Genomic DNA, 19643 nt, shown 5'->3' on the forward strand with positions numbered 1-19643 from the left:
TAACATAAAGCATTCTAATCCTGATTTATAAAATAGGATTAGGAAACTCAAAGTAAATTTTGAATTTAGATTTAAAAAAAGGTTTTAGATTTTTTAAGAAACTAAAGCAGCCGGAGGACCTCGCAGTAAATACGAAGTTTTTGAAATGGAGAAAATCTTTTCTGAAAGCGGAAAGAAATAAGCTATTTCGCTGTTGAAAGAATGAAACTCAAAAGAAAAACTTTCTGGCGCAATGTAACTTCCAAAGGCGAAGTTACAAACAAAACAAACATCGTAATTATGGTGCTGATGCGTTATTTCACCGCTCGGATCATTATAATCGTGGTGACATTGTTTTTCTGAAAGCTGTTTTACAATATGCTCATAACTGTGTATCGACTGAAACAATATTGAGAACAATACCGTTAAAGCAAATGATAAACTTAATATGAGCTGTTTTTTCTTCATACATGACAAAGGTATAAAAGATCATGTAAATACAAATTCATTTTTTTAATTCTAATGTAAATTGTTTGAAAAAAGTTCAGCAAATAGTTTTATTCATCATCAAAAATAGAATAATTGCTTTCTAATCATGTCCTGAACTGGCATTATATTATATTTGTAAGTAAAATAAATAATTCTGGAGAACGTTTATTTTATAAAACCTCTTTTTAAAACCAAAAAATCTATGCGATTACTTTTTAGCTGTTTGTTTTTAGTTTCATTTTTTAATGCTTTTTCGCAGGAAGATGTAAAAGCAGAAATAAAACCTATAGTTAAAATAGATTCTTTGTATAGAGAAGATCAGTTCTATTTTTCGGTGACGTATAATATGTTTACCGATATTCCGCAAAAATTCAGACAGAATAAATTTTCTTTGGGACTTTCAGGAGGTTTCCTGCGCGATATGCCGGTAAACAAAACCAGAACAGTTTCTATTGCAGCAGGTTTAGGATTGAGTTATCAAAACTATTATCAAAATTTTGCCATTTCAAAAGATGCATCTGGCGCTTTAGTGTATAATGTTGTGGATGCGGGCGACATTGCCTCAAACAGATACAGACAATATTCTGTTGATCTTCCTATTGAATTTAGATGGCGAAATTCGACTTATGAAAGCACCAAATTCTGGAGAATTTATGCAGGTTTTAAACTAAGTTATGTATTCTCAAACAGCTCAATTTTAGACGATGGTGTTAACACTTACAGAATAAACAATAACGATGCTATCAATAAATTTCAATACGGCCCTTATCTTTCAGCGGGATACAACACCTGGAATGTTTATTTGTATTATGGATTGAGTCCGTTATTTAAAGACAACATCACCACTTTAAGTGGAGAAAAAATTACCATGAAAACGCTGAATGCAGGCTTAATATTCTACATTTTATAGCCACAAATACAAAAACAAAACCTGAGGCAAAACGCCAATTAATAACCCGATAAGTAATTCTTTAGGAGTATGTGCATTCATTTCTAATCTTGATGAAGCCACAATTCCGGATAATAAAATCACGAGCGCGCCCCAATACGGATTATGCATTTGTAAATGAAGATTTAAGCCAACAGCAAAAATGGCGAATCCGGTTATGGCAGTCATATGCAGACTTGCTTTGATTTTAAAAAGCGAACAAACCAAAGCTAAAATGGTACTGAACAAAGCACCGAGAAAAAAGAAATGAAGCTCGGGATAACGCGTGATTACAATACTTCTTTTAACCAATAAAATGTATAAAAAGCATTGAAGAACAAGCGGAATCCTGCGTTGTGAAATTTCCGGAAGCATCATCGATTTTACATGTCCGGTTGAGCGTAAAAGCATAAAAAACAATACCGGGACAATAATTGTAATGACTAGTATTTGAAATAAAACAAAGTATTTTTCCTGTGTTGTAAAAATATCATCTTTACAATAAAGGTAAAATAAGGCAGCATACATCGATATAAAAATCGGATGAAGTATATAGGAGAATAAGGGAAGTATTTTTTTCAAAACGCTTTATTTTGTGGTATTGAACAAATATAATGAATTAATGTTTTTTGCCATGAATTACGCAAACTTTCACAAATTTTTATAATAATTTTTTACCACAGATTAAAGGATTAAAATGATTTTATAATCTGTGAGAATCTTTTAATCTGTGGCTCTAATTTTAAAATCAGAAAACAGAATAATTAGTGAAAATTTGGGAAATTCGTGGCAAACCTTTTTTTAAATTTGACAAAAAGAAATTTCTAAATGAGCATAAATTTAAAAAGCCTCATCCCAGTTTTTAACGCCGAATGGATAGGTCCTGATACTGATATTTTTGTTGATCATATTTCGATTGACAGCCGTTCATTACAAAACGGATCAAAAACATTGTTTATTGCTCTTTCTGGAGTTAATAACGATGCTCATTTGTACATTTCAGAATTGATAGAAAAAGGCGTTCAGAATTTTGTTGTACAGTATATTCCTGAAAATGTAAAAGGAAAAGCCAATTTTTTTGTTGTAAAAAATACGCTCAAAGCACTTCAGGAACTTGCGGGTTATTACCGCGATTTATTCGATTTTCCTATAATTGGTTTAACGGGAAGTAATGGAAAAACCATCGTAAAAGAATGGCTCAATTTTCTTTTAAGCCCGGATTATAATATTATCCGAAGCCCAAAAAGTTATAATTCTCAGGTTGGTGTTCCGCTTTCGGTTATTGCTATAAACGAAAAACATAATTTAGGAATTTTCGAAGCCGGAATTTCGACGGTAAACGAAATGATTAATCTCGAAAAAATCATTAAACCTAATATTGGTGTTTTAACCAGTATTGGTTCTGCGCACGATGAAGGTTTTGAAAATCCGGAACAGAAAATCAAAGAAAAATTATTGCTTTTCAAAAAGTCAAACGTAATTATTTATCAGAAAAATGAATTGGTAGATAAATGTCTTTTGGATTTTTCTGCCGAATATAAACTAGAAAACAGAACTTTATTTTCATGGAGTTTTATCGATGCTTCTGCCGATGTTTTTATTTTGAATAAAGAAATCAAAAACGATTCAACAACAATAAAATATCAATATAAAGACGAAGTTTTCAATCTTGAAATTCCTTTTAGTGATTCGGCTTCTATCGAAAATACCATTTCATGTTTACTGGTTTTACTGCGTTTTAATTATGATTTTGAAGTTATTCAAAATCGCGTAAAATTGCTTTATCCGGTAGAAATGCGCCTGGAAGTTAAAAACGGAATCCATAATTGCAGTTTAATTGACGATAGTTACAGTTCCGATTTTCAATCATTGAAAATTGCTTTAGACTTCTTGGAAAGCCAAAAAAAGAACGCTTCTAAAACGGTTATTTTATCGGATATTTTTCAAAGCGGATTTTCGAATGAAGAGTTGTATTCAAAAGTTGCTCAGTTAATTTCAGATAATAAAATCAATAGAATTATTGGAATTGGAAACACAATTTCATCTTTTGCATATAAATTTCCAAACAGTGTGATGTTTAAAAATACGGCCGAATTTATTGCTGAAATTGAAAACCTGAATTTCAATAACGAAACTATTTTAATAAAAGGAGCCCGATCATTTCAGTTTGAAGAAATTGTTTCTCTGCTCGAAGAAAAAACACATGAAACCGTTCTCGAAATCAATCTTGACGCTATAAATCATAACTTAAATTACTTCAAATCAAAATTGGCCGATGATGTAAAAATCATGGTTATGGTGAAGGCTTTTGGTTATGGAAACGGCGGACTCGAAATTGCAAAATTACTCGAGCACAATAAAGTAAATTATTTAGGTGTGGCTTTCGCCGATGAAGGAATTTCGCTGAAAAATGGCGGAATTAAATTGCCTATTATGGTTTTGAATCCGGAATCGACCAGTTTTCCTTCGATAATTCAATACAAACTGGAGCCTGAAATTTACAGCATAAAAGGGTTAAATGCTTTTTTAAAAATTGCGAGAGAAAAGAATCTGAAAGATTTTCCTATTCATATAAAACTCGATACAGGAATGCATCGCTTAGGTTTTGAAGACAATACGATCAACGAATTAATTGCCACTTTAAAAGGAAATTCAACGGTAAAAGTTCAGAGTATTTTATCGCATTTGGCAACCAGCGACGATATGAATCATTACGATTTCGTCATTAAGCAGATTAATTTATTCGAAAAATTATCGTCAAAATTAATGACAGAATTAAACATAAACCCAATTCGTCATATTTTGAATACTTCCGGAATCAGCAATTTTCCGAGCGCACAATACAATATGGTTCGTTTAGGAATTGGTTTATACGGAGTTTCTAATGATCCTTCAGAACAAAAATATTTGGAAAATGTAGGAACTCTGAAATCGATTATTTCACAGGTTCGTACCATTCCAAGTGGCGACAGCGTAGGTTACGGACGTCGTTTCATGGCAGAAAAAGAAACCAAAATTGCCACAATTCCAATTGGTTATGCTGACGGAATTTCGAGATTATGGGGAAATCAGGTTGGGTTTGTAACCATTAAAAATCAAAAAGCCTACATAGTAGGAAGCGTTTGTATGGACATGCTGATGGTTGACGTAAGTCATATTGACTGCAAAGAAGGCGATTCGGTAATTATTTTCGGCGAAAGCCCAACCGTTATCGAAATGGCAGAAGCTTTAAGAACCATTCCGTATGAAATCATGACGAGTATTTCGCAACGCGTGAAAAGGGTATTTTTTAGATAATTCTAAGAATTTCCAATAAAATTGCGTATTTTCGATATTCAATTATTGTAAAATTAAACAAATCAGATATGGGATTTTTTTCAGAATTTAAGGCATTTGCAATGAAAGGCAATGTAGTTGACCTTGCTGTTGCAGTAATTATTGGAGCTGCTTTTGGTAAAATTGTAAGTTCATTCATTGAAGACGTAATTACTCCTTTAGTATTAAAACCTGCTTTAGACGCGGCTCATTTATCTAAAATTGAGGATTTAACAGCTTTTGGTGGAGTTAAATATGGTCTGTTTCTTTCGGCAGTAATTAACTTTATTATTGTTGCCTTTGTTTTGTTTTTGATAATTAAAGCATTAAACAGTCTTAAAAAGAAAGAAGAACCAGCTCCAAATCAACCAGCAGCACCAACTCAGGAAGAACTGCTTACTCAAATTAGAGATCTATTAAAAAATAAACAATAAAATATAATACCGCTACACTAAGTCTAACTAAACCGCTTCTTGATTGAGGCGGTTTTTTTAATTTGTTTTCTTTTAGATCAGAAAAAATAAGAACTAATTTATAAATTAATTTATGGGGTGCTATGTAGATTTTTATCTTTTAAAAAGAGATATTTTAACGGCCAAGTTTATTGAGCTAGAAAAAGAAGAAGATAAGTATACTTTTTTCAGAAACTATTTGATTGAGAAAAACATTAAAGAAGGGAATACATATTCCGCAACTGATGCAAGTATTATAATTCAGAAAGTTAAAGAGGATACGTTATTATTGAATAGAGACGAATTAAGTGATGTTAAAAACTATATTTATGAAGTATCTATTGGCTACAGGCAAGGGTATAATCCAGAAGATGAGAGATTCGTAAAAAAAATGCATGAATTTGGTTTCGAATTAATACATGATATATCACATGGCTGTGCAAGTCTTTTTCTTATAAGTCTTGGTGATTCAGAATCATTAGATTATTCAAGTTGGAATTATGATGAAAGAGATAGGATGAATTTAGAAAGAGATGAGTTTATACGAGAACTCGAATATATTATGCTTCTACATAGTAAAATACAACTTATTGAATGTGATAATCTTGATGAAAAAAATGAACTAATTGTTACTATTGAAAATCTTGAAAAAAACGAGTTATTGAATAATGTTGTAGAAAGTCATTTCGATTCTGCAATGAAAGACGAAAGGTTGATGAATAATAGTGAATCTATATTATTTAATGCTGTAGAATTAAGTAAGAAAATTGAAAACATTAAGGATGGAATCGTGATTTTTTATTCTTAGTAGTTGTTTAGTAATTAATTACGGGTTGTGATTAAGGTAAATCTTGAAATTAAACGAAACACTTTGTTTAAAATATAACATTTTGTTATTTTTTGTGAATCACATTGTTTTCATTTACATTATAACTACTTTTGCAATGTAAAATTTAGAATAATAGATATTTAAAAATATAAATAATGAGAATTGCAGTTGTAGGTGCTACCGGAATGGTTGGCGAAGTAATGCTTAAAGTTTTAGCAGAAAGAAATTTTCCTGTTACAGAATTAATTCCTGTTGCGTCTGAAAGATCAGTAGGAAAAGAAATCGAATACAAAGGAACCAAATATAAAGTTGTAGGATTGCAAACTGCTGTAGATATGAAAGCTGATATTGCAGTTTTCTCTGCCGGAGGTGATACATCATTAGAATGGGCTCCAAAATTTGCTGCTGCCGGAACAACTGTAATCGACAATTCATCAGCATGGAGAATGGACCCAACTAAGAAATTAGTAGTTCCTGAAATCAATGCTTCTGTATTAACAAAAGAAGACAAAATTATTGCAAACCCAAACTGTTCTACTATTCAAATGGTAATGACTTTGGCGCCTTTGCATAAAAAATATAACATCAAAAGAATCATTGTTTCTACTTACCAATCGATCACTGGAACTGGTGTAAAAGCAGTAAAACAATTAGAAAACGAATACGCAGGAATTCAGGGTGATATGGCTTACAAGTATCCAATTCACAGAAATGCAATTCCACACTGTGATAGCTTTGAAGAAAATGGATATACTAAAGAAGAAATGAAATTAGTTCGTGAAACTCAAAAAATTCTTGGTGATAACACTATCAGAGTTACAGCTACTGCAGTTCGTGTACCAGTTGTAGGTGGGCATAGCGAAGCGGTAAATGTCGAGTTTACAAATGATTTTGATGTGAACGAAGTTCGCGAAATTCTTCACAATACTGATGGAGTAGTGGTACAGGATAACTTAGACACATTTACTTACCCAATGCCGTTATATGCTGAAGGTAAAAATGATGTTTTTGTTGGAAGAATTCGTCGCGACGAAAGCCAGCCAAATACATTAAACATGTGGATCGTTGCTGATAACTTAAGAAAAGGTGCTGCAACAAACACAATTCAAATCGCAGAATATTTAATTCAGGCTGGTTTGGTATAATTAGAGATTAAAGAAAATTGTTATAAAGAAGAAACCGTAATTCCAGTAAGGTAATTACGGTTTTTTTGATACCTTTTTTATGTATAGATAATAGAAACCCGACAGGTTTCTAAAACCTGTCGGGTTTGATTAAGTAAAAGGCATAAAAAAAGCGAGAACCATTTGATTCTCGCTTTTTTTATTTTTAATATTCCGGAGCCAGTTCTAATTCTAGTCCTTCTAATTCTTCAGTAATTGGGATCTGACAACCTAAACGGCTGTTAGATTTAACATAAAACGCTTCCGAAAGCATAGCTTCTTCTTCATCTCCCATTTCTGGTAATGCAACATCATTAAGAACATAACACTGGCAGGAAGCGCACATTGCCATTCCTCCGCAGGTTCCCTCAACAGGAAGTTCGTATGCTTTGCATAACTCCATTATATTCATTGCCATATCAGTCGGAGCTTGTAACTCGTGTATAACTCCTTCTCGATCTTTAATCTTTATTAATACATCCATTTATTATTGGAATTTTATTGTCAGGATTTTATAACGTGAAAAAATCCTGTATTTATACTAACTTGTAGGTTTAGTGCTAAATGCGTATTCTTTTCCGTTACTTTCTTTAAGACGCATTTTTACACCCAAAACGTAATCATTTTTTTCAAGAATGGTAACAACTGCAACTACAGAATAATAATCTCTGTCTGATTGAAAAATTAATGTTCCCTCGTAAGTAGAGTTTAAAACTCCTTGTTTGTCTGTTGTTACAGAAACCTTTCTAGGGTTCATAAATTGAGCTGAACTGTATGTTGTTTTGTTGGCAAATTTTCCTTTTCCATCAACAAAATCATATAAGAAATCATAGTTTCCTATAGTTAGAGTACCAGGTACATCATTAGGGTTAATTGAAAATACAATTTTTCCTGAGTATGTAAAATCTGACCATTCTTCGGCTTCGCTTATCCAGGCTTTGTCAACAACAACTGTTTTATTTTGCGCATAATTTGCAGTCGCAAAAAACAATAATAAAAATAGAGCGTAAAAGTTCTTCATAAATTAAGATTTTAGGGTTATGTTACAAATTTAAGTTAAAAATGTAACAATTACTCAACTAAAACTCTTAAAACTTTATATTGTTTTTTATCAAATCTTCAAAAAACTATAAAATTACAATAGGTTTATTGAATTTTTATAAATGTTATTGCGTATAGGTCTATTATTCTTGTTAATTCTAATGAATCAAAATGACAGGATAAAAGCCAAATTTTGTTACATTATATTCACCACAGTTTCGATTTGCGGTGCATATTTTTTTATAGTTGTTTCAACACCTGCTTTAAGTGTCATCTGATTAACGCTGCAGCTAATACAAGCTCCTTCAAGACGCACTTTTACGTGTTTATCCTCGTCGATAGAGACTAATGTAATATCTCCGCCATCAGACTTCAAGAAAGGCCTGATTTCGTCTAAGGCCAATAAAACATTGTTTGTTAATTCTTCTGTTGTCATAATATTTAATGTGTCAATTAGAAAATGTGCCAATTAGAAAACTTTAAAAAAATTATCTCATTATCACATTATCTCAATTATCCTAATTAATTCTTTTTTACTGCAGAGCAGCCTGCCATTGTTGTAATTTTAATAGCTTCAGTTGCAGGAAGGCTTTCATTTCTGTTTACTGTTTCCTGCACTACATTTCTTGTGATTTCTTCAAAAACAGCTTCAATTGGCGATGCTGTCTGTAGAGCAGCCGGACGTCCGTAATCTCCAGCTTCACGAATAGACTGTACAATTGGAACTTCTCCTAAAAACGGAACATTTAAATCTTGTGCAAGGTTTTTAGCACCTTCTTGTCCAAAGATATAATACTTATTATTTGGCAGTTCTTCTGGTGTAAAGTAAGCCATGTTTTCGATAATTCCTAAAACAGGAACATTAATGTTATCCTGCATAAACATCGAAACTCCTTTTTTAGCATCGGCAAGAGCCACGGCCTGCGGAGTACTTACTACAACAGCTCCTGTAATTGGTAAAGACTGCATGATTGAAAGGTGAATATCGCCAGTTCCCGGAGGAAGGTCTAAAAGCATAAAATCTAATTCTCCCCAGTCTGCATCAAAAATCATTTGATTTAAAGCTTTTGCAGCCATAGGTCCTCTCCAGATTACAGCCTGACTTGGTGCTGTAAAGAATCCGATAGAAAGCATTTTGATTTCATAACTTTCAATTGGTTTCATTTTTGATTTTCCGTCAACGTTTATTGAAACCGGTTTTTCGTTTTCAACATCAAACATAATTGGCATAGAAGGCCCATAAACATCGGCATCTAAAACACCAACTTTAAAACCCATTTTTGCCAACTTAACGGCAAGATTTGCAGTAACTGTTGATTTACCAACTCCTCCTTTTCCAGAAGCTACAGCAATAATATTTTTAATTCCCGGAATAGCACGACCTTTAATTTCGGTTTTCTCAGGAGCTTCAACTTTAATATTTACTTTTACTTTTGCATCAGCAGATATTAAATCATGAATTGTTTTTTTAATATCGTCTTCAGCTCTTTTTTTAATGTGCATTGCCGGAGTATGTAATACTAAATCAACTACAACTTCGTCGCCAAAAGTAAGTACGTTTGAAACCGCACCGCTTTCGACCATATTTTTTCCTTCTCCAGCTATAGTGATTGTTTCTAAAGCTTTTAGAATTTCTTTTCTATCTAATTTCATTTTATTGTGCTATTATGTATGGAATGAAATCGGTTCAATAAATCTATGTTAATTTAAACTGATTTCAGACTGCAAAGATAACAGATTAAGTTCGGATTTAAACTCTTTTAAATTGTATTTATTGATATTGAGATTAGTCAAAATGATTACTATATTTTCTTTAAAATTATAAAAATCGGGTTAAGATGGTAAAAAAGCATGCTTTGAAGCTATTTTGATGAATACAATCTGTACAGATTTGTATGAAAATTATAACATAAAATGTAAGAATTGTCAATTATCTTAATTAAATTTGAGTTCCCTAAATCGAAGATTTCCAAATAGTACAAAAAAGTATCAAAACTTATTTTTGGAGTTTCTTTATGAGTTTTCGATATTTTTTAAAATGATTTTTTGTATAAAAATTTAAACTTTAAAAATATGCGAAATTTTACTTCACTCTCTGTAATTATTGCCTGTAGTTTTTTAATGTTTTCTTTTAATTCAACAAGCAATACTTTAAAAAACAAAAACGATATCAAGGAATTTGAAAATGTTTTTGCTTCCAAAAATAATTTTGTTTTAGGAACACTTGATGCCGCTTCTATAAGCAGTTTTTACAAAAAATATCCCAAACTAAAGAAATACCAAACAGATGTCGAAGAGCTTTACAAAAAGAAAGAATACAAATTGATTTGGTATGATGATAAAAGCGTAAGCGAATTTGGTGCTTTATTGTATCACAAAGTTAGTCTGTTGGAAGAACAGGGGATAAATGCCGAAATGCCTTATATGGATTTGGTCGATGATGTTTTTAATGAAAATGTTTCAAATAAACTGCCACAAATAGATACTGAACTTTTGCTTTCTAACATGTATGTGTTTTATGCAAGTAATGTTTACTCTGGTGTCGATCCCGAAACATTAAAAAAAATTGGATGGTTTTTGCCTACAAAGACCATTTCGTACGATAGAATTTTAGATTCGTTAATGGGAGATCCAAGCCGATTGAATAAAGACGAAAATCTTCTCTTTAGCCAGTATTATAAACTTCAAAATGTTTTACAGAGATACCGCAATATCGAAAAAAACGGACTTTGGAAAAAAATCGCAATTGATGAAGCCAATTTCAAAGAGTTAAAACCTTTAGACAGCGGAAAAGTGATCCAGCAGATTAGGGAACGTTTGTTTGTAGTTGGCGATTTAAAAGAAGATTCTAAAAGTAAATATTATGACCAGGAAATGATGGACGCCGTTTTAAAGTATAAAAAGCGTTACGGACTTAAATTGAATTATACTTTTACAAAAGAACAAATCGATCAGATGAATGAGCCAATAGGCAATAGAATTCGAACTATTATGCTGAATATGGAACGCTGCAGATGGATTCCGACGAAACTGGCAAAAGCCGATGAATATGTAATGGTAAATATTCCGTCGTTTAGATTGGTTTATGTAAAAAATGGAAAATATGATTTAGTTTCGGATGTTTTTGTGGGAACGCGAATGACCGAAACGGTAATTTTTAGCGGCAATATCGACCGAATTGTTTTCAGTCCTTATTGGTACGTTCCGGCAAGTATCATCAAAAATGAATTAAAACTCAAAATGGCCGAAGACAAAAATTACCTCGCAGATCATAATATGGAATGGAATGGAGGTAATGTGAGACAAAAACCCGGACCGAATAATTCTTTGGGATTAGTCAAATTTTTGTTTCCAAATCCAAATGATATTTACCTGCACGATACGCCTGCAAAAAGTTTGTTTGATTTTGAAAAACGTATTTTTAGCCATGGCTGCATTAATGTAAAAGATGCAAAACAACTGGCATTAGAAATTTTAAAAGACAATCCAGACTGGCCGGTAGATAAAATTAATCAAGCCATGAGCGGTGAAAAAGAAACGGTTTGCATGCTCAAAAAGAAAATACCAATTTATATAGGATATTTTACGGCCTGGGTAAACGACGATGGCGAAATTGGTTTTTATCCTGATGTTTATGACCGCGATCCACGTTTAGATAAACTGCTTTATTCTGATGCTGTTGCCTTAAAATAAAAGCAAATCCCCGTCAGGATTCTCATATCCTGACGGGGATTCTTTAAAAAAATGGTCTACAAGTTTATTCGTATTTTAAATATTTTAAAACGTCTATTTTAGTAACCTGATACGCTTTTGCCAAAACAATCAGCAGAGTAAGCATTACCAGCGAAATAAGTGCAACGGTAAACGGAACAGGTGAAATGTTGATTCTGAAAGCGAAATCCTCCAGCCATTTCTGCAATAAAATATAAGCCGGAACAATACCAATTCCAAATCCCATAAAGCAGAAAAGAATATATTGTTTTGATAATTCTTTCAATAAAACATCCGTTTCGGCACCAAGGGTTTTTCTAATCGCAATTTCTTTCAGTCTTCTTTCCATCGAAAATGATGCCAAAGCAAACAATCCGAAAATAGCAATCGTGATTACAACCAGATTCAGGATAAAAAACAAATCTTTTTGTTTGACTTGTTCCTCATAAGTTCTCGCAAAACCTTTATTTACAAATTCATAAAAGAAAGGATAATCCGGATTAACGTTTTTCTCCCAATATACCTTCAGTTTATCTAATGTTTCAGATAAATTATTTGGAGAAACCTTTACATACACATTTTGAAAATTATTCCATTTTAAAGTTTTCATGTTGATGAAAACCATTGGCGGAACTTTATTTTGAAGTCCGGTAATGTGAAAATCCTTTACAACGCCCACAACCTTAAATTTCATAATGCCTTTTTCGCCGCCCCAGCCCGAAGTTATGACCGTATTAATTGGATTTTTAAGGCCTAAAGTTTTAGCCAGCGTTTCATTTATAAGCCAGTTATCGATAGTGTCCGAAGCAAATTTTGGAGACAAATCGCGGCCTTCAACAATTTTAATTTTCATCATTTTCAAAAAGTCAAAATCCATTTCGACATTTCTCGGCTGAACAAAAACACCATTGTGTGTAAAACCAGAGCTGGAATTTGTACTGTTTCCAAAAGTTCCTGCAAAAGTAGAAACTTCCTCAACTCCCGGAATTTTAAGAATTTCTTGTTTGGTAAGCTGGTATTTATCGCCTTTTTTAGCATAATCCTGATAATTAAACGGAATTCTGATAACCTGATTTCCGCTAAAACCAAGATCTTTATTCATCATATAATCAACCTGAGAATTTACAATTAGAGCTCCAATGATAAAGAAAGCCGCAATTCCGAATTGAAAAATAAGCATCGAATTTCGAATCCAGATACCGCTTTTACTTCTGGAGAAATTCCCTTTTAATACTTTTAAAGTTTCAAAGTTTGAGATATAAATGGCAGGGAATATACCAGCAAGAATGATTACTAATCCAAAAATCAAAATGAGCTGCAGGTAAAATTCACCGCCATTCATAGTCAGGGTTTTTCTTAAAAATGTATTGTAATACGGTAAAGAAAGCTCTACAATTGCCAGGGCAAACAAGATTGAAAGCGTTACAATTATGGCAGTTTCAAATATAAACTGTCCTATAATTTGGTTTTTTGAAGCACCTACAATTTTTCGAACACCTACTTCTTTAGCACGTTTTATAGCAGAAGCCGTTGCCAGGTTAATATAATTTACCAATGATAAAACCAAAATTAAGATCGATAAACCCACCATGATATAAATAAGCTGTAAATTTCCTTTTCCTTCCGGAGCATTAGACCCCGTAGTTTTTGTACCGTGCAGACGTGAAGTTTTAAGCTGGTCAAGAACAATTTTAATTTCACCGTTTTCTTTAATATACTGTTCAACAGTCTGACCGCTTTCTTTAGCATCTTTTAAAGTTCTGTTTACATAATTTACGTTATGCATTTTCTTTAAAACGACATTAATATCAGCATCTTTTTTAATTTTAATTTTTAAGCCATAACTGAAATTTCCCCAATTATTAATATCATCTTCGCGAATAATACCGCCAAAAACGTAGTTAGGTTCAACAGAAGAAGGTCTCATAATGCGATAAACAGATTTTACAATGTATGGCTTATCGTTGTATATAATCGATTTTCCTATTGGGTCTTCATCATTAAAAAGCAGTTTAGCTTGTTCTTCGGCAATTGCTACACTGTTTTTTTCTTTTAAAATATCTTTTTTTGCTCCTTTAATAATTGGAAAAGGAAAGAAATCAAAAAAGTTATTATCAGATATCGTGATCTTTTTATCGATCAGTTTTTTATTCTGATATTTTACAACAGCCTCATTATACCAATCGTTCATAAAGCAAATCTGTTCAATTTCAGTAATTGCAGCTTTGCAGGTATTTCCAAACGGAATCGAACTTGTTGCCCAGGTATCACCAGTTCCTCCAATTACATTTAAAACCTGATATACATTTTCTTTCTCAGGATTCCATTGATCATAAGCATGCTCATTATTCCAGTATAAGATGGCAAATATGACGCTGGCAACTCCAATGCTTAATCCTAAAACATTCAAAAGCGAAAACAATTTGCTCTGCCTTAAATGGTAAATAAATATTTTAAACCAGTTAAAAATCATGGTATAAGTTTTTAATTATGTTAGTTATTTTTTGGTCTAAAGGCCGGTTTTGCCTTTTAAAAAAGAAGAGTAAAAAATTTGCAAACAAATTCTGCCAGAACTAAGATTGCGGTAACAACAAAGTTTATCATTTTGTAATTATTTAGCGTCCATAAAAACATCCACATTTCTCTGATTTAGTTTTTCAGAGAATATAACTCCGTCTTTCATATGAATTGTTCTTTGTGAAAAAGAAGCATCATAATCAGAGTGGGTAACCATCAAAATTGTAGCGCCTTTGGCATGTAAATCAGTCAAAAGTTCCATAACCTCATTACCATTTTTACTATCCAGATTTCCTGTTGGCTCATCGGCCAGAATAATTTTAGGATCGTTAACCAAAGCTCTCGCCACGGCAACTCTTTGCTGCTGACCTCCTGAAAGCTGCTGCGGAAAATGTTTCAATCGGTGTGAAATATTTAATTTATCAGCAATAGCTTCGATTTTTTGTTTTCGGTCAGATGCTTTTACGTTATTGTAAAGCAAAGGCAGTTCGATATTATCATAAACAGAAAGCTCGTCGATTAAGTTGAAATTCTGAAATATGAAACCAATATTTTCTTTACGAACAGCCGCTCTGCCTTTTTCTTTTAAACCAATCATTTCCTGATCTAACAATTTATAACTACCGTCATTTGCGCTGTCCAAAAGACCAATTATATTCAACAAAGTTGATTTTCCACAGCCAGAAGGTCCCATAATAGTGAGGAAATCACCTTTTTTAATTTCAAGATTAATACCGCTTAACGCAGCAGTTTCAACTTCTTCGGTTCTAAATACTTTGGTTAAATTTTGTATCGTAATCATAATTTTAAAGATTAGTTATTAATTCGTTTTTTGATTGATGATTGAATGATTATTAATTATAAATGGTTAATTATAAATTGTAAACTGTAACTGAATACTGCGACTGAAAACTGAACACTAATTACTGCGACTGAATCGAAAGCTCTTCAATATCCTTATAATCTGAATAAGATGAAATTATTACAGATTCGCCTTCTTTCAAACCTTCAAGAACTTCATAATACGAAGGATTTTCTCTTCCTAATTTTATGTTTCTTCTTTCGGCTTTATTTCCTTTTACTACAAAAATCCATTTTCCGGCAGTTTCCTGATTAAAGCTTCCTTTTTGTACTACCAGAATTTTATTTCTTTCAGATAAAACGAGTTTCACACCAAAACTTAAGCCATCTTGTAAAGTGATTTGTTCTTTAGAAGTAAAAGCCAATTCAACAATAAAATGTCCGTTTTTAACTTCAGGAATAACTTTAGTAACCACAACTTCAAGATTTTTTCCTTTAAATTCTACCTGACCTTTTAAGCCTTCATGAATTTTCTCCAAGTAAAACTCATCAACATCGGCAGATAATTTATATCCTTTTTTAGAATCAATTTTTCCAATGCTTTCTCCAGCCTGAAATGTTTTTCCTAAAACCGGTTCAAAAGAAGTTAACCTTCCAGATTCCGGAGCGGTAATTAAAAAGTTCTTTTTGTTATTTCTCAAAATATCCAGACTCTTCTCCATAGTTTGAATCGAGCGGTTAATTTGCGAAATCTGAACCTGATTGGATTGTTTCTCTTTTTGAATACTCTGCTGAATCGTTTTTTTGCGTTCTTCCTGAAAACGAAGACTTTCCTTAAAAGTATTCCAGTCATTTTTTGAAATTACATCTTTAGCAAAAAGTTTAGCATTCAAATCATACAATCTTTTCGCGTCATTATAATCATGTTCGATTAAAACCAAATCTTTAGTCAAATTCAATTCCTGATTTCTAATGTTTAATTTTCCTGTATTCAGGTTGTTGATCTGCTCAATAATGGCAGTTTCCTGAGTTAGATAATTCAGTTCCGTATTAGGATTGTACAAGCGAGCCAGTGATTGACCTTTTGTAACCATAGCTCCGTTTTCTACAAAAATCTCTTTTACAGATCCTCCTTCTGTAACATTTACAAGCATCAGGTTAAGCGGTTCAACTTTTGCCTGAAAAACCACAAAATCTTCAAAAAAAGCCTTTTCAACTTTTTGAACAGAAATCTCTTCAGCTTTTACATTTAAACTTGTTTTCGAATTGAACGAAAAAAAGAGGATTACTGCCAAAACTAAAAAAACTCCAATTACTATTGTGAGATATCTAAATTTTCTATTTTTACGAGGAATTACCTTGTCCATTTTTTAAATAATTTACTGATAATCAATAGGTAAATACTGTGCCATAAAATTTATTTTTTGTAAAGCATTGATTTTAAAGAGACTTTAAAAACAACTCAAAAAAAGAGTGTTCGATAATGAACAGTTGACCGTTCAAAATCGCACAAAAAAATACAGCATGAGAAAAAAGCAAGCCCAAATATTAATTGTAGACGATCAGGAAGAAATTCTTTTTTCGGCAAAAATGATTCTCAAAAAGCATTTTGAAACGATTTTTACGACGAATAGTCCAAAAAAGATCATTTCAATTTTGAATGAAAACGAAATAAATGTCGTTTTGCTGGACATGAATTACCGAATTGGTTTTGAAGACGGACGCGAAGGAATTCATTGGCTGAAAGAAATAAAAATACTTTCGCCAAACACAATTGTGATTTTAATGACCGCTTTCGGGAAAATTGATACAGCGGTTGAAGGAATAAAAATGGGCGCTTTTGATTATGTTTTAAAACCCTGGCACAACGAAAAATTACTGGAAACAATTGATAAGGCTGTCGCCGAAAGCCGAAAAAACAGTAAAAAACCAGTTATTGAAAAAACAGAGAAACGTTATTTTGTAGGCACATCTCCCAAAATAAAACAAGCTTACGCAATTGCCGAAAAAGTAGCCAGAACCGATGCAAACGTTTTGATTTTAGGTGAAAACGGAACCGGAAAATATGTTTTTGCGGAGTTTATTCAACAAAACTCTGCGCGAAAAAACGAACCTTTTATTCATGTCGATTTAGGATCTTTAAGCGATAATTTATTCGAAAGTGAACTTTTTGGATACGCAAAAGGTGCTTTTACAGATGCCAAAACCGATACGCCGGGAAGATTTGAAATGGCGCAGAACGGAACTATTTTTTTGGATGAAATAGGAAATATTCCGCTTCATTTACAATCAAAATTATTACACGTTTTACAGACCAAAACCGTTACACGTTTGGGCGAAAGTAAAGCAAGGCCTTTGAATGTCAGAATAATTTCGGCAACTAATAATGATATCAAAGCTGAGGTAAAAAGCAAAACTTTTCGGGAAGATTTGCTTTACAGAATCAATACAATGGAAATAAATCTGCCTTCATTACGCGAAAGAAAAGATGATATTGTTCCGATGGCCAATTTTATTCTTGAAAATATTGCCGAAAAATACAATCAGGAAAACTGGCATTTCGAAGAAAACGCTGCGCCGTATTTAGAAAGATATCCGTGGAAAGGAAATGTGCGCGAAATGGAAAACAAGATTGAACGTGCCGTTATTTTAGCTGAAAACAATACTATTTCGGTAACTGATTTAGATATTCTGGATTTTGAAGATATTCAGGAAAATGATGATAATCCATTATCTGAAATGGAAAAAACAGCCATCGAAAAAGCACTTTTTAAACATCACGGAAACATATCAAAAACCGCCGAAGAATTGGGTTTGTCGAGAGCTGCTTTATACAGAAGAATTGAAAAATACGATTTGAAGAATTAGAGAAAGAAACAAGAGCTAAGAAGCAAGATTTTTTTTGCCACAGATTACACAGATTAAAAGGATTTTTTTATCTGCTTAATCTGCGTGAAAAATTAATTTTAAAGACAAAAATTAAAATCATTTTAATCTGTGTAATCTGTGGCTAAAATTAAAACTAAATGAAAAACTGGAAATTTTATAATGCTTTGTTTGTTAGAGTTTTGTTTGTAATGATACTCTTTTTCTGCTGTGTTTTTCTTATTTACAGAACGTTTTATTACAATGCCCTTTTAGTTGGATTTTTTGTTTTTTTGTTTCTGGCCGAAATGTATTTTTATGTCAAAAACCAGCTTCAGTTTTACGACAGAACTTTGCTTTCGATTCTTCAAAATGATTTTTCTACCAATTTTCCCGAAGAGAATAAAAAAGACAATTTCAAAAGCCTGTATCTTTTATATGAAAATTTAAAAGTTCGGCAGCAGGAACAAACATCAAAAGAAATGATCTATCGTTCGCTTTTAAACAATATTGATACAGCGGCCTTAATTCTGGAAAAAGAAAACGAAGACTGGAATATTTTTTTAATGAACGACTGCTTTTCAGATTTATTTAAAGTTCCGAAAGTAAGTCATTGGAAATATCTTAAAAATTACCTGCCGTCGCTTTGCAGTGAAATTGAAAAAACAGAATTCAGCGAATTAAAATCGGCAATTTCGATAAAAATAGAAGAACAGGATTTGCAGACTTTTATGCTGCAAACATCGCATACCCAGAGTTATAACAAAGAATATTTTATTATTTTATTAGATAGTATTCAGCGTGTTATTGAGAAAAAAGAAAAAGAAGCGTGGATTAATTTAATGAAGATTATTTCGCATGAATTAATGAATTCTCTAACGCCAATTCGTGCGCTTTCGCAGAATTTACTGCACATTGTTGATCAGGAAAATTTAGTAGAAGATGATTTTGATGATATTAAAAGCAGTATTTCGACCATAATAAATAGAAGCGATCATTTGCAGGTTTTTGTAGAAAACTATCGTAAACTGGCCATGCTGCCAACGCCAACCAAACAAATGACGCCAATTAACGCTTTATTCGAAGACTGCCTCCGAATTATGAGCCCGATTTTGAAAGCAGAAAATATCGAATTGATAAATGATATTCACAGTTCGCGTTCGATTATGATTGACAAAAATCAAATGGAACAGGTGATTATCAATTTGATAACCAACAGTGTGTATGCCTTAAAAGAAAAAAGCGAAAAGAAAATGTATGTTTCAAGTTATACAGAAAACAATCGTTTTTTTATCACAATCGCTGATAACGGAAAAGGAATCGCTCCTGAAATTCAGGACAAAGTATTTCTTCCTTTTTTCACTACCAGAAAAGACGGCGCCGGAATTGGTTTAACGCTTTCTAAAAACATCATCGAAGCACACGGCGGCTATTTAAGTTACCAAACTGATGAAGATAAAACGAGTTTTGTGATTTGTTTGATTTAGATTTACGTCCATCAGTGCACGTGTTTTGTCATTCCGAGGAACGAGGAATCTGCGCAAGTAGCTCGA

The 19643-nt window shown here is 32.5% G+C and carries 17 protein-coding genes; 8 read left to right on the forward strand and 9 right to left on the reverse strand.

Annotated elements, in window-relative coordinates; genetic code table 11:
• Window positions 1-93: 93 nt before the first annotated feature.
• Window positions 94-447 (reverse strand): hypothetical protein, encoded by a 354-nt coding sequence (locus ABDW27_RS13745; RefSeq protein ID WP_343696426.1) that lies wholly within the window; start codon window positions 445-447, stop codon window positions 94-96.
• Between the two features lie 223 nt (window positions 448-670).
• Here ABDW27_RS13745 and ABDW27_RS13750 point away from each other — a divergent pair, with 223 nt between their 5' ends.
• A complete protein-coding gene (locus ABDW27_RS13750) occupies window positions 671-1378 on the forward strand; it encodes a porin family protein (protein WP_343696427.1) in 708 nt (235 codons plus the stop codon).
• Here the strand turns inward: ABDW27_RS13750 and ABDW27_RS13755 are convergent.
• Complete coding sequence (locus ABDW27_RS13755; protein ID WP_343696428.1) at window positions 1373-1978, reverse strand: hypothetical protein; 606 nt, start codon at window positions 1976-1978, stop codon at window positions 1373-1375. The genes ABDW27_RS13750 and ABDW27_RS13755 overlap by 6 nt on opposite strands.
• 246 nt (window positions 1979-2224) lie before the next feature.
• Between ABDW27_RS13755 and ABDW27_RS13760 the strand changes: the two genes are divergently transcribed.
• The 4 genes from ABDW27_RS13760 to ABDW27_RS13775 all read left to right on the forward strand — a co-directional run bounded on the left by ABDW27_RS13760 (window position 2225) and on the right by ABDW27_RS13775 (window position 7137).
• On the forward strand, window positions 2225-4693 hold the full coding sequence (locus ABDW27_RS13760) for a bifunctional UDP-N-acetylmuramoyl-tripeptide:D-alanyl-D-alanine ligase/alanine racemase (RefSeq protein WP_343696429.1): 2469 nt from the start codon (window positions 2225-2227) through the stop codon (window positions 4691-4693).
• Window positions 4694-4761: 68 nt separating this feature from the next.
• Window positions 4762-5145: a large conductance mechanosensitive channel protein MscL gene (mscL, locus tag ABDW27_RS13765; RefSeq protein ID WP_343696430.1), complete on the forward strand. Its 384-nt coding sequence runs from the start codon at window positions 4762-4764 to the stop codon at window positions 5143-5145.
• Window positions 5146-5257: 112 nt separating this feature from the next.
• A complete protein-coding gene (locus ABDW27_RS13770; protein ID WP_343696431.1) occupies window positions 5258-5971 on the forward strand; it encodes a hypothetical protein in 714 nt (237 codons plus the stop codon).
• A 176-nt stretch (window positions 5972-6147) separates the two neighbouring features.
• The gene (locus ABDW27_RS13775) at window positions 6148-7137 is read left to right on the forward strand and encodes an aspartate-semialdehyde dehydrogenase (RefSeq protein WP_343696432.1); all 990 of its coding nucleotides are present in this window, start codon (window positions 6148-6150) and stop codon (window positions 7135-7137) included.
• Between the two features lie 184 nt (window positions 7138-7321).
• Here the strand turns inward: ABDW27_RS13775 and ABDW27_RS13780 are convergent, their stop codons facing one another.
• The 4 genes from ABDW27_RS13780 to ABDW27_RS13795 all read right to left on the reverse strand — a co-directional run bounded on the left by ABDW27_RS13780 (window position 7322) and on the right by ABDW27_RS13795 (window position 9849).
• Window positions 7322-7639 (reverse strand): 2Fe-2S iron-sulfur cluster-binding protein, encoded by a 318-nt coding sequence (locus ABDW27_RS13780; RefSeq protein WP_012023404.1) that lies wholly within the window; start codon window positions 7637-7639, stop codon window positions 7322-7324.
• 57 nt (window positions 7640-7696) lie between these two features.
• Window positions 7697-8176 carry a hypothetical protein gene (locus ABDW27_RS13785; RefSeq protein ID WP_343696433.1) on the reverse strand — a complete coding sequence of 160 codons (480 nt, stop codon included), beginning with the start codon at window positions 8174-8176 and terminating at the stop codon, window positions 7697-7699.
• Window positions 8177-8392: 216 nt separating this feature from the next.
• The gene (locus ABDW27_RS13790) at window positions 8393-8632 is read right to left on the reverse strand and encodes a NifU family protein (RefSeq protein ID WP_035646036.1); all 240 of its coding nucleotides are present in this window, start codon (window positions 8630-8632) and stop codon (window positions 8393-8395) included.
• 86 nt (window positions 8633-8718) lie between these two features.
• Window positions 8719-9849 carry an Mrp/NBP35 family ATP-binding protein gene (locus ABDW27_RS13795; RefSeq protein WP_343696434.1) on the reverse strand — a complete coding sequence of 377 codons (1131 nt, stop codon included), beginning with the start codon at window positions 9847-9849 and terminating at the stop codon, window positions 8719-8721.
• Between the two features lie 420 nt (window positions 9850-10269).
• Between ABDW27_RS13795 and ABDW27_RS13800 the strand changes: the two genes are divergently transcribed.
• Window positions 10270-11889 (forward strand): L,D-transpeptidase family protein, encoded by a 1620-nt coding sequence (locus ABDW27_RS13800; protein WP_343696435.1) that lies wholly within the window; start codon window positions 10270-10272, stop codon window positions 11887-11889.
• 64 nt (window positions 11890-11953) lie between these two features.
• Here ABDW27_RS13800 and ABDW27_RS13805 read toward each other — a convergent pair whose 3' ends face one another.
• From ABDW27_RS13805 to ABDW27_RS13815, 3 genes are all read right to left on the reverse strand, one after another.
• Window positions 11954-14380 (reverse strand): ABC transporter permease, encoded by a 2427-nt coding sequence (locus tag ABDW27_RS13805; protein WP_343696436.1) that lies wholly within the window; start codon window positions 14378-14380, stop codon window positions 11954-11956.
• Window positions 14381-14518: 138 nt separating this feature from the next.
• A complete protein-coding gene (locus ABDW27_RS13810; RefSeq protein ID WP_343696437.1) occupies window positions 14519-15226 on the reverse strand; it encodes an ABC transporter ATP-binding protein in 708 nt (235 codons plus the stop codon).
• A gap of 121 nt (window positions 15227-15347) precedes the next feature.
• Window positions 15348-16592, reverse strand: a complete 1245-nt coding sequence (locus ABDW27_RS13815) for an HlyD family efflux transporter periplasmic adaptor subunit (RefSeq protein ID WP_343696438.1) — start codon at window positions 16590-16592, stop codon at window positions 15348-15350.
• A gap of 157 nt (window positions 16593-16749) precedes the next feature.
• On the opposite strand from ABDW27_RS13815, the gene ABDW27_RS13820 reads away from it, so the two are divergent.
• The gene (locus ABDW27_RS13820) at window positions 16750-18093 is read left to right on the forward strand and encodes a sigma-54 dependent transcriptional regulator (RefSeq protein WP_343696439.1); all 1344 of its coding nucleotides are present in this window, start codon (window positions 16750-16752) and stop codon (window positions 18091-18093) included.
• A gap of 158 nt (window positions 18094-18251) precedes the next feature.
• Window positions 18252-19577 carry a HAMP domain-containing sensor histidine kinase gene (locus ABDW27_RS13825; protein WP_343696440.1) on the forward strand — a complete coding sequence of 442 codons (1326 nt, stop codon included), beginning with the start codon at window positions 18252-18254 and terminating at the stop codon, window positions 19575-19577.
• Window positions 19578-19643 lie beyond the last annotated feature (66 nt).

Source organism: Flavobacterium sp., assembly GCF_039595935.1.
Classification (GTDB): Bacteria; Bacteroidota; Bacteroidia; order Flavobacteriales; family Flavobacteriaceae; genus Flavobacterium.

Coding starts and splice junctions, on each gene's coding strand:
- ABDW27_RS13790 (WP_035646036.1), bottom strand. CDS start 8,632: ATGACAACAGAAGAATTAACAAACAATGTTTTATTGGCCTTAGACGAA.
- ABDW27_RS13770 (WP_343696431.1), top strand. CDS start 5,258: ATGGGGTGCTATGTAGATTTTTATCTTTTAAAAAGAGATATTTTAACG.
- ABDW27_RS13780 (WP_012023404.1), bottom strand. CDS start 7,639: ATGGATGTATTAATAAAGATTAAAGATCGAGAAGGAGTTATACACGAG.
- mscL (WP_343696430.1), top strand. CDS start 4,762: ATGGGATTTTTTTCAGAATTTAAGGCATTTGCAATGAAAGGCAATGTA.
- ABDW27_RS13750 (WP_343696427.1), top strand. CDS start 671: ATGCGATTACTTTTTAGCTGTTTGTTTTTAGTTTCATTTTTTAATGCT.
- ABDW27_RS13800 (WP_343696435.1), top strand. CDS start 10,270: ATGCGAAATTTTACTTCACTCTCTGTAATTATTGCCTGTAGTTTTTTA.
- ABDW27_RS13785 (WP_343696433.1), bottom strand. CDS start 8,176: ATGAAGAACTTTTACGCTCTATTTTTATTATTGTTTTTTGCGACTGCA.
- ABDW27_RS13795 (WP_343696434.1), bottom strand. CDS start 9,849: ATGAAATTAGATAGAAAAGAAATTCTAAAAGCTTTAGAAACAATCACT.
- ABDW27_RS13825 (WP_343696440.1), top strand. CDS start 18,252: ATGAAAAACTGGAAATTTTATAATGCTTTGTTTGTTAGAGTTTTGTTT.
- ABDW27_RS13820 (WP_343696439.1), top strand. CDS start 16,750: ATGAGAAAAAAGCAAGCCCAAATATTAATTGTAGACGATCAGGAAGAA.
- ABDW27_RS13745 (WP_343696426.1), bottom strand. CDS start 447: ATGAAGAAAAAACAGCTCATATTAAGTTTATCATTTGCTTTAACGGTA.
- ABDW27_RS13805 (WP_343696436.1), bottom strand. CDS start 14,380: ATGATTTTTAACTGGTTTAAAATATTTATTTACCATTTAAGGCAGAGC.
- ABDW27_RS13760 (WP_343696429.1), top strand. CDS start 2,225: ATGAGCATAAATTTAAAAAGCCTCATCCCAGTTTTTAACGCCGAATGG.
- ABDW27_RS13810 (WP_343696437.1), bottom strand. CDS start 15,226: ATGATTACGATACAAAATTTAACCAAAGTATTTAGAACCGAAGAAGTT.
- ABDW27_RS13775 (WP_343696432.1), top strand. CDS start 6,148: ATGAGAATTGCAGTTGTAGGTGCTACCGGAATGGTTGGCGAAGTAATG.
- ABDW27_RS13815 (WP_343696438.1), bottom strand. CDS start 16,592: ATGGACAAGGTAATTCCTCGTAAAAATAGAAAATTTAGATATCTCACA.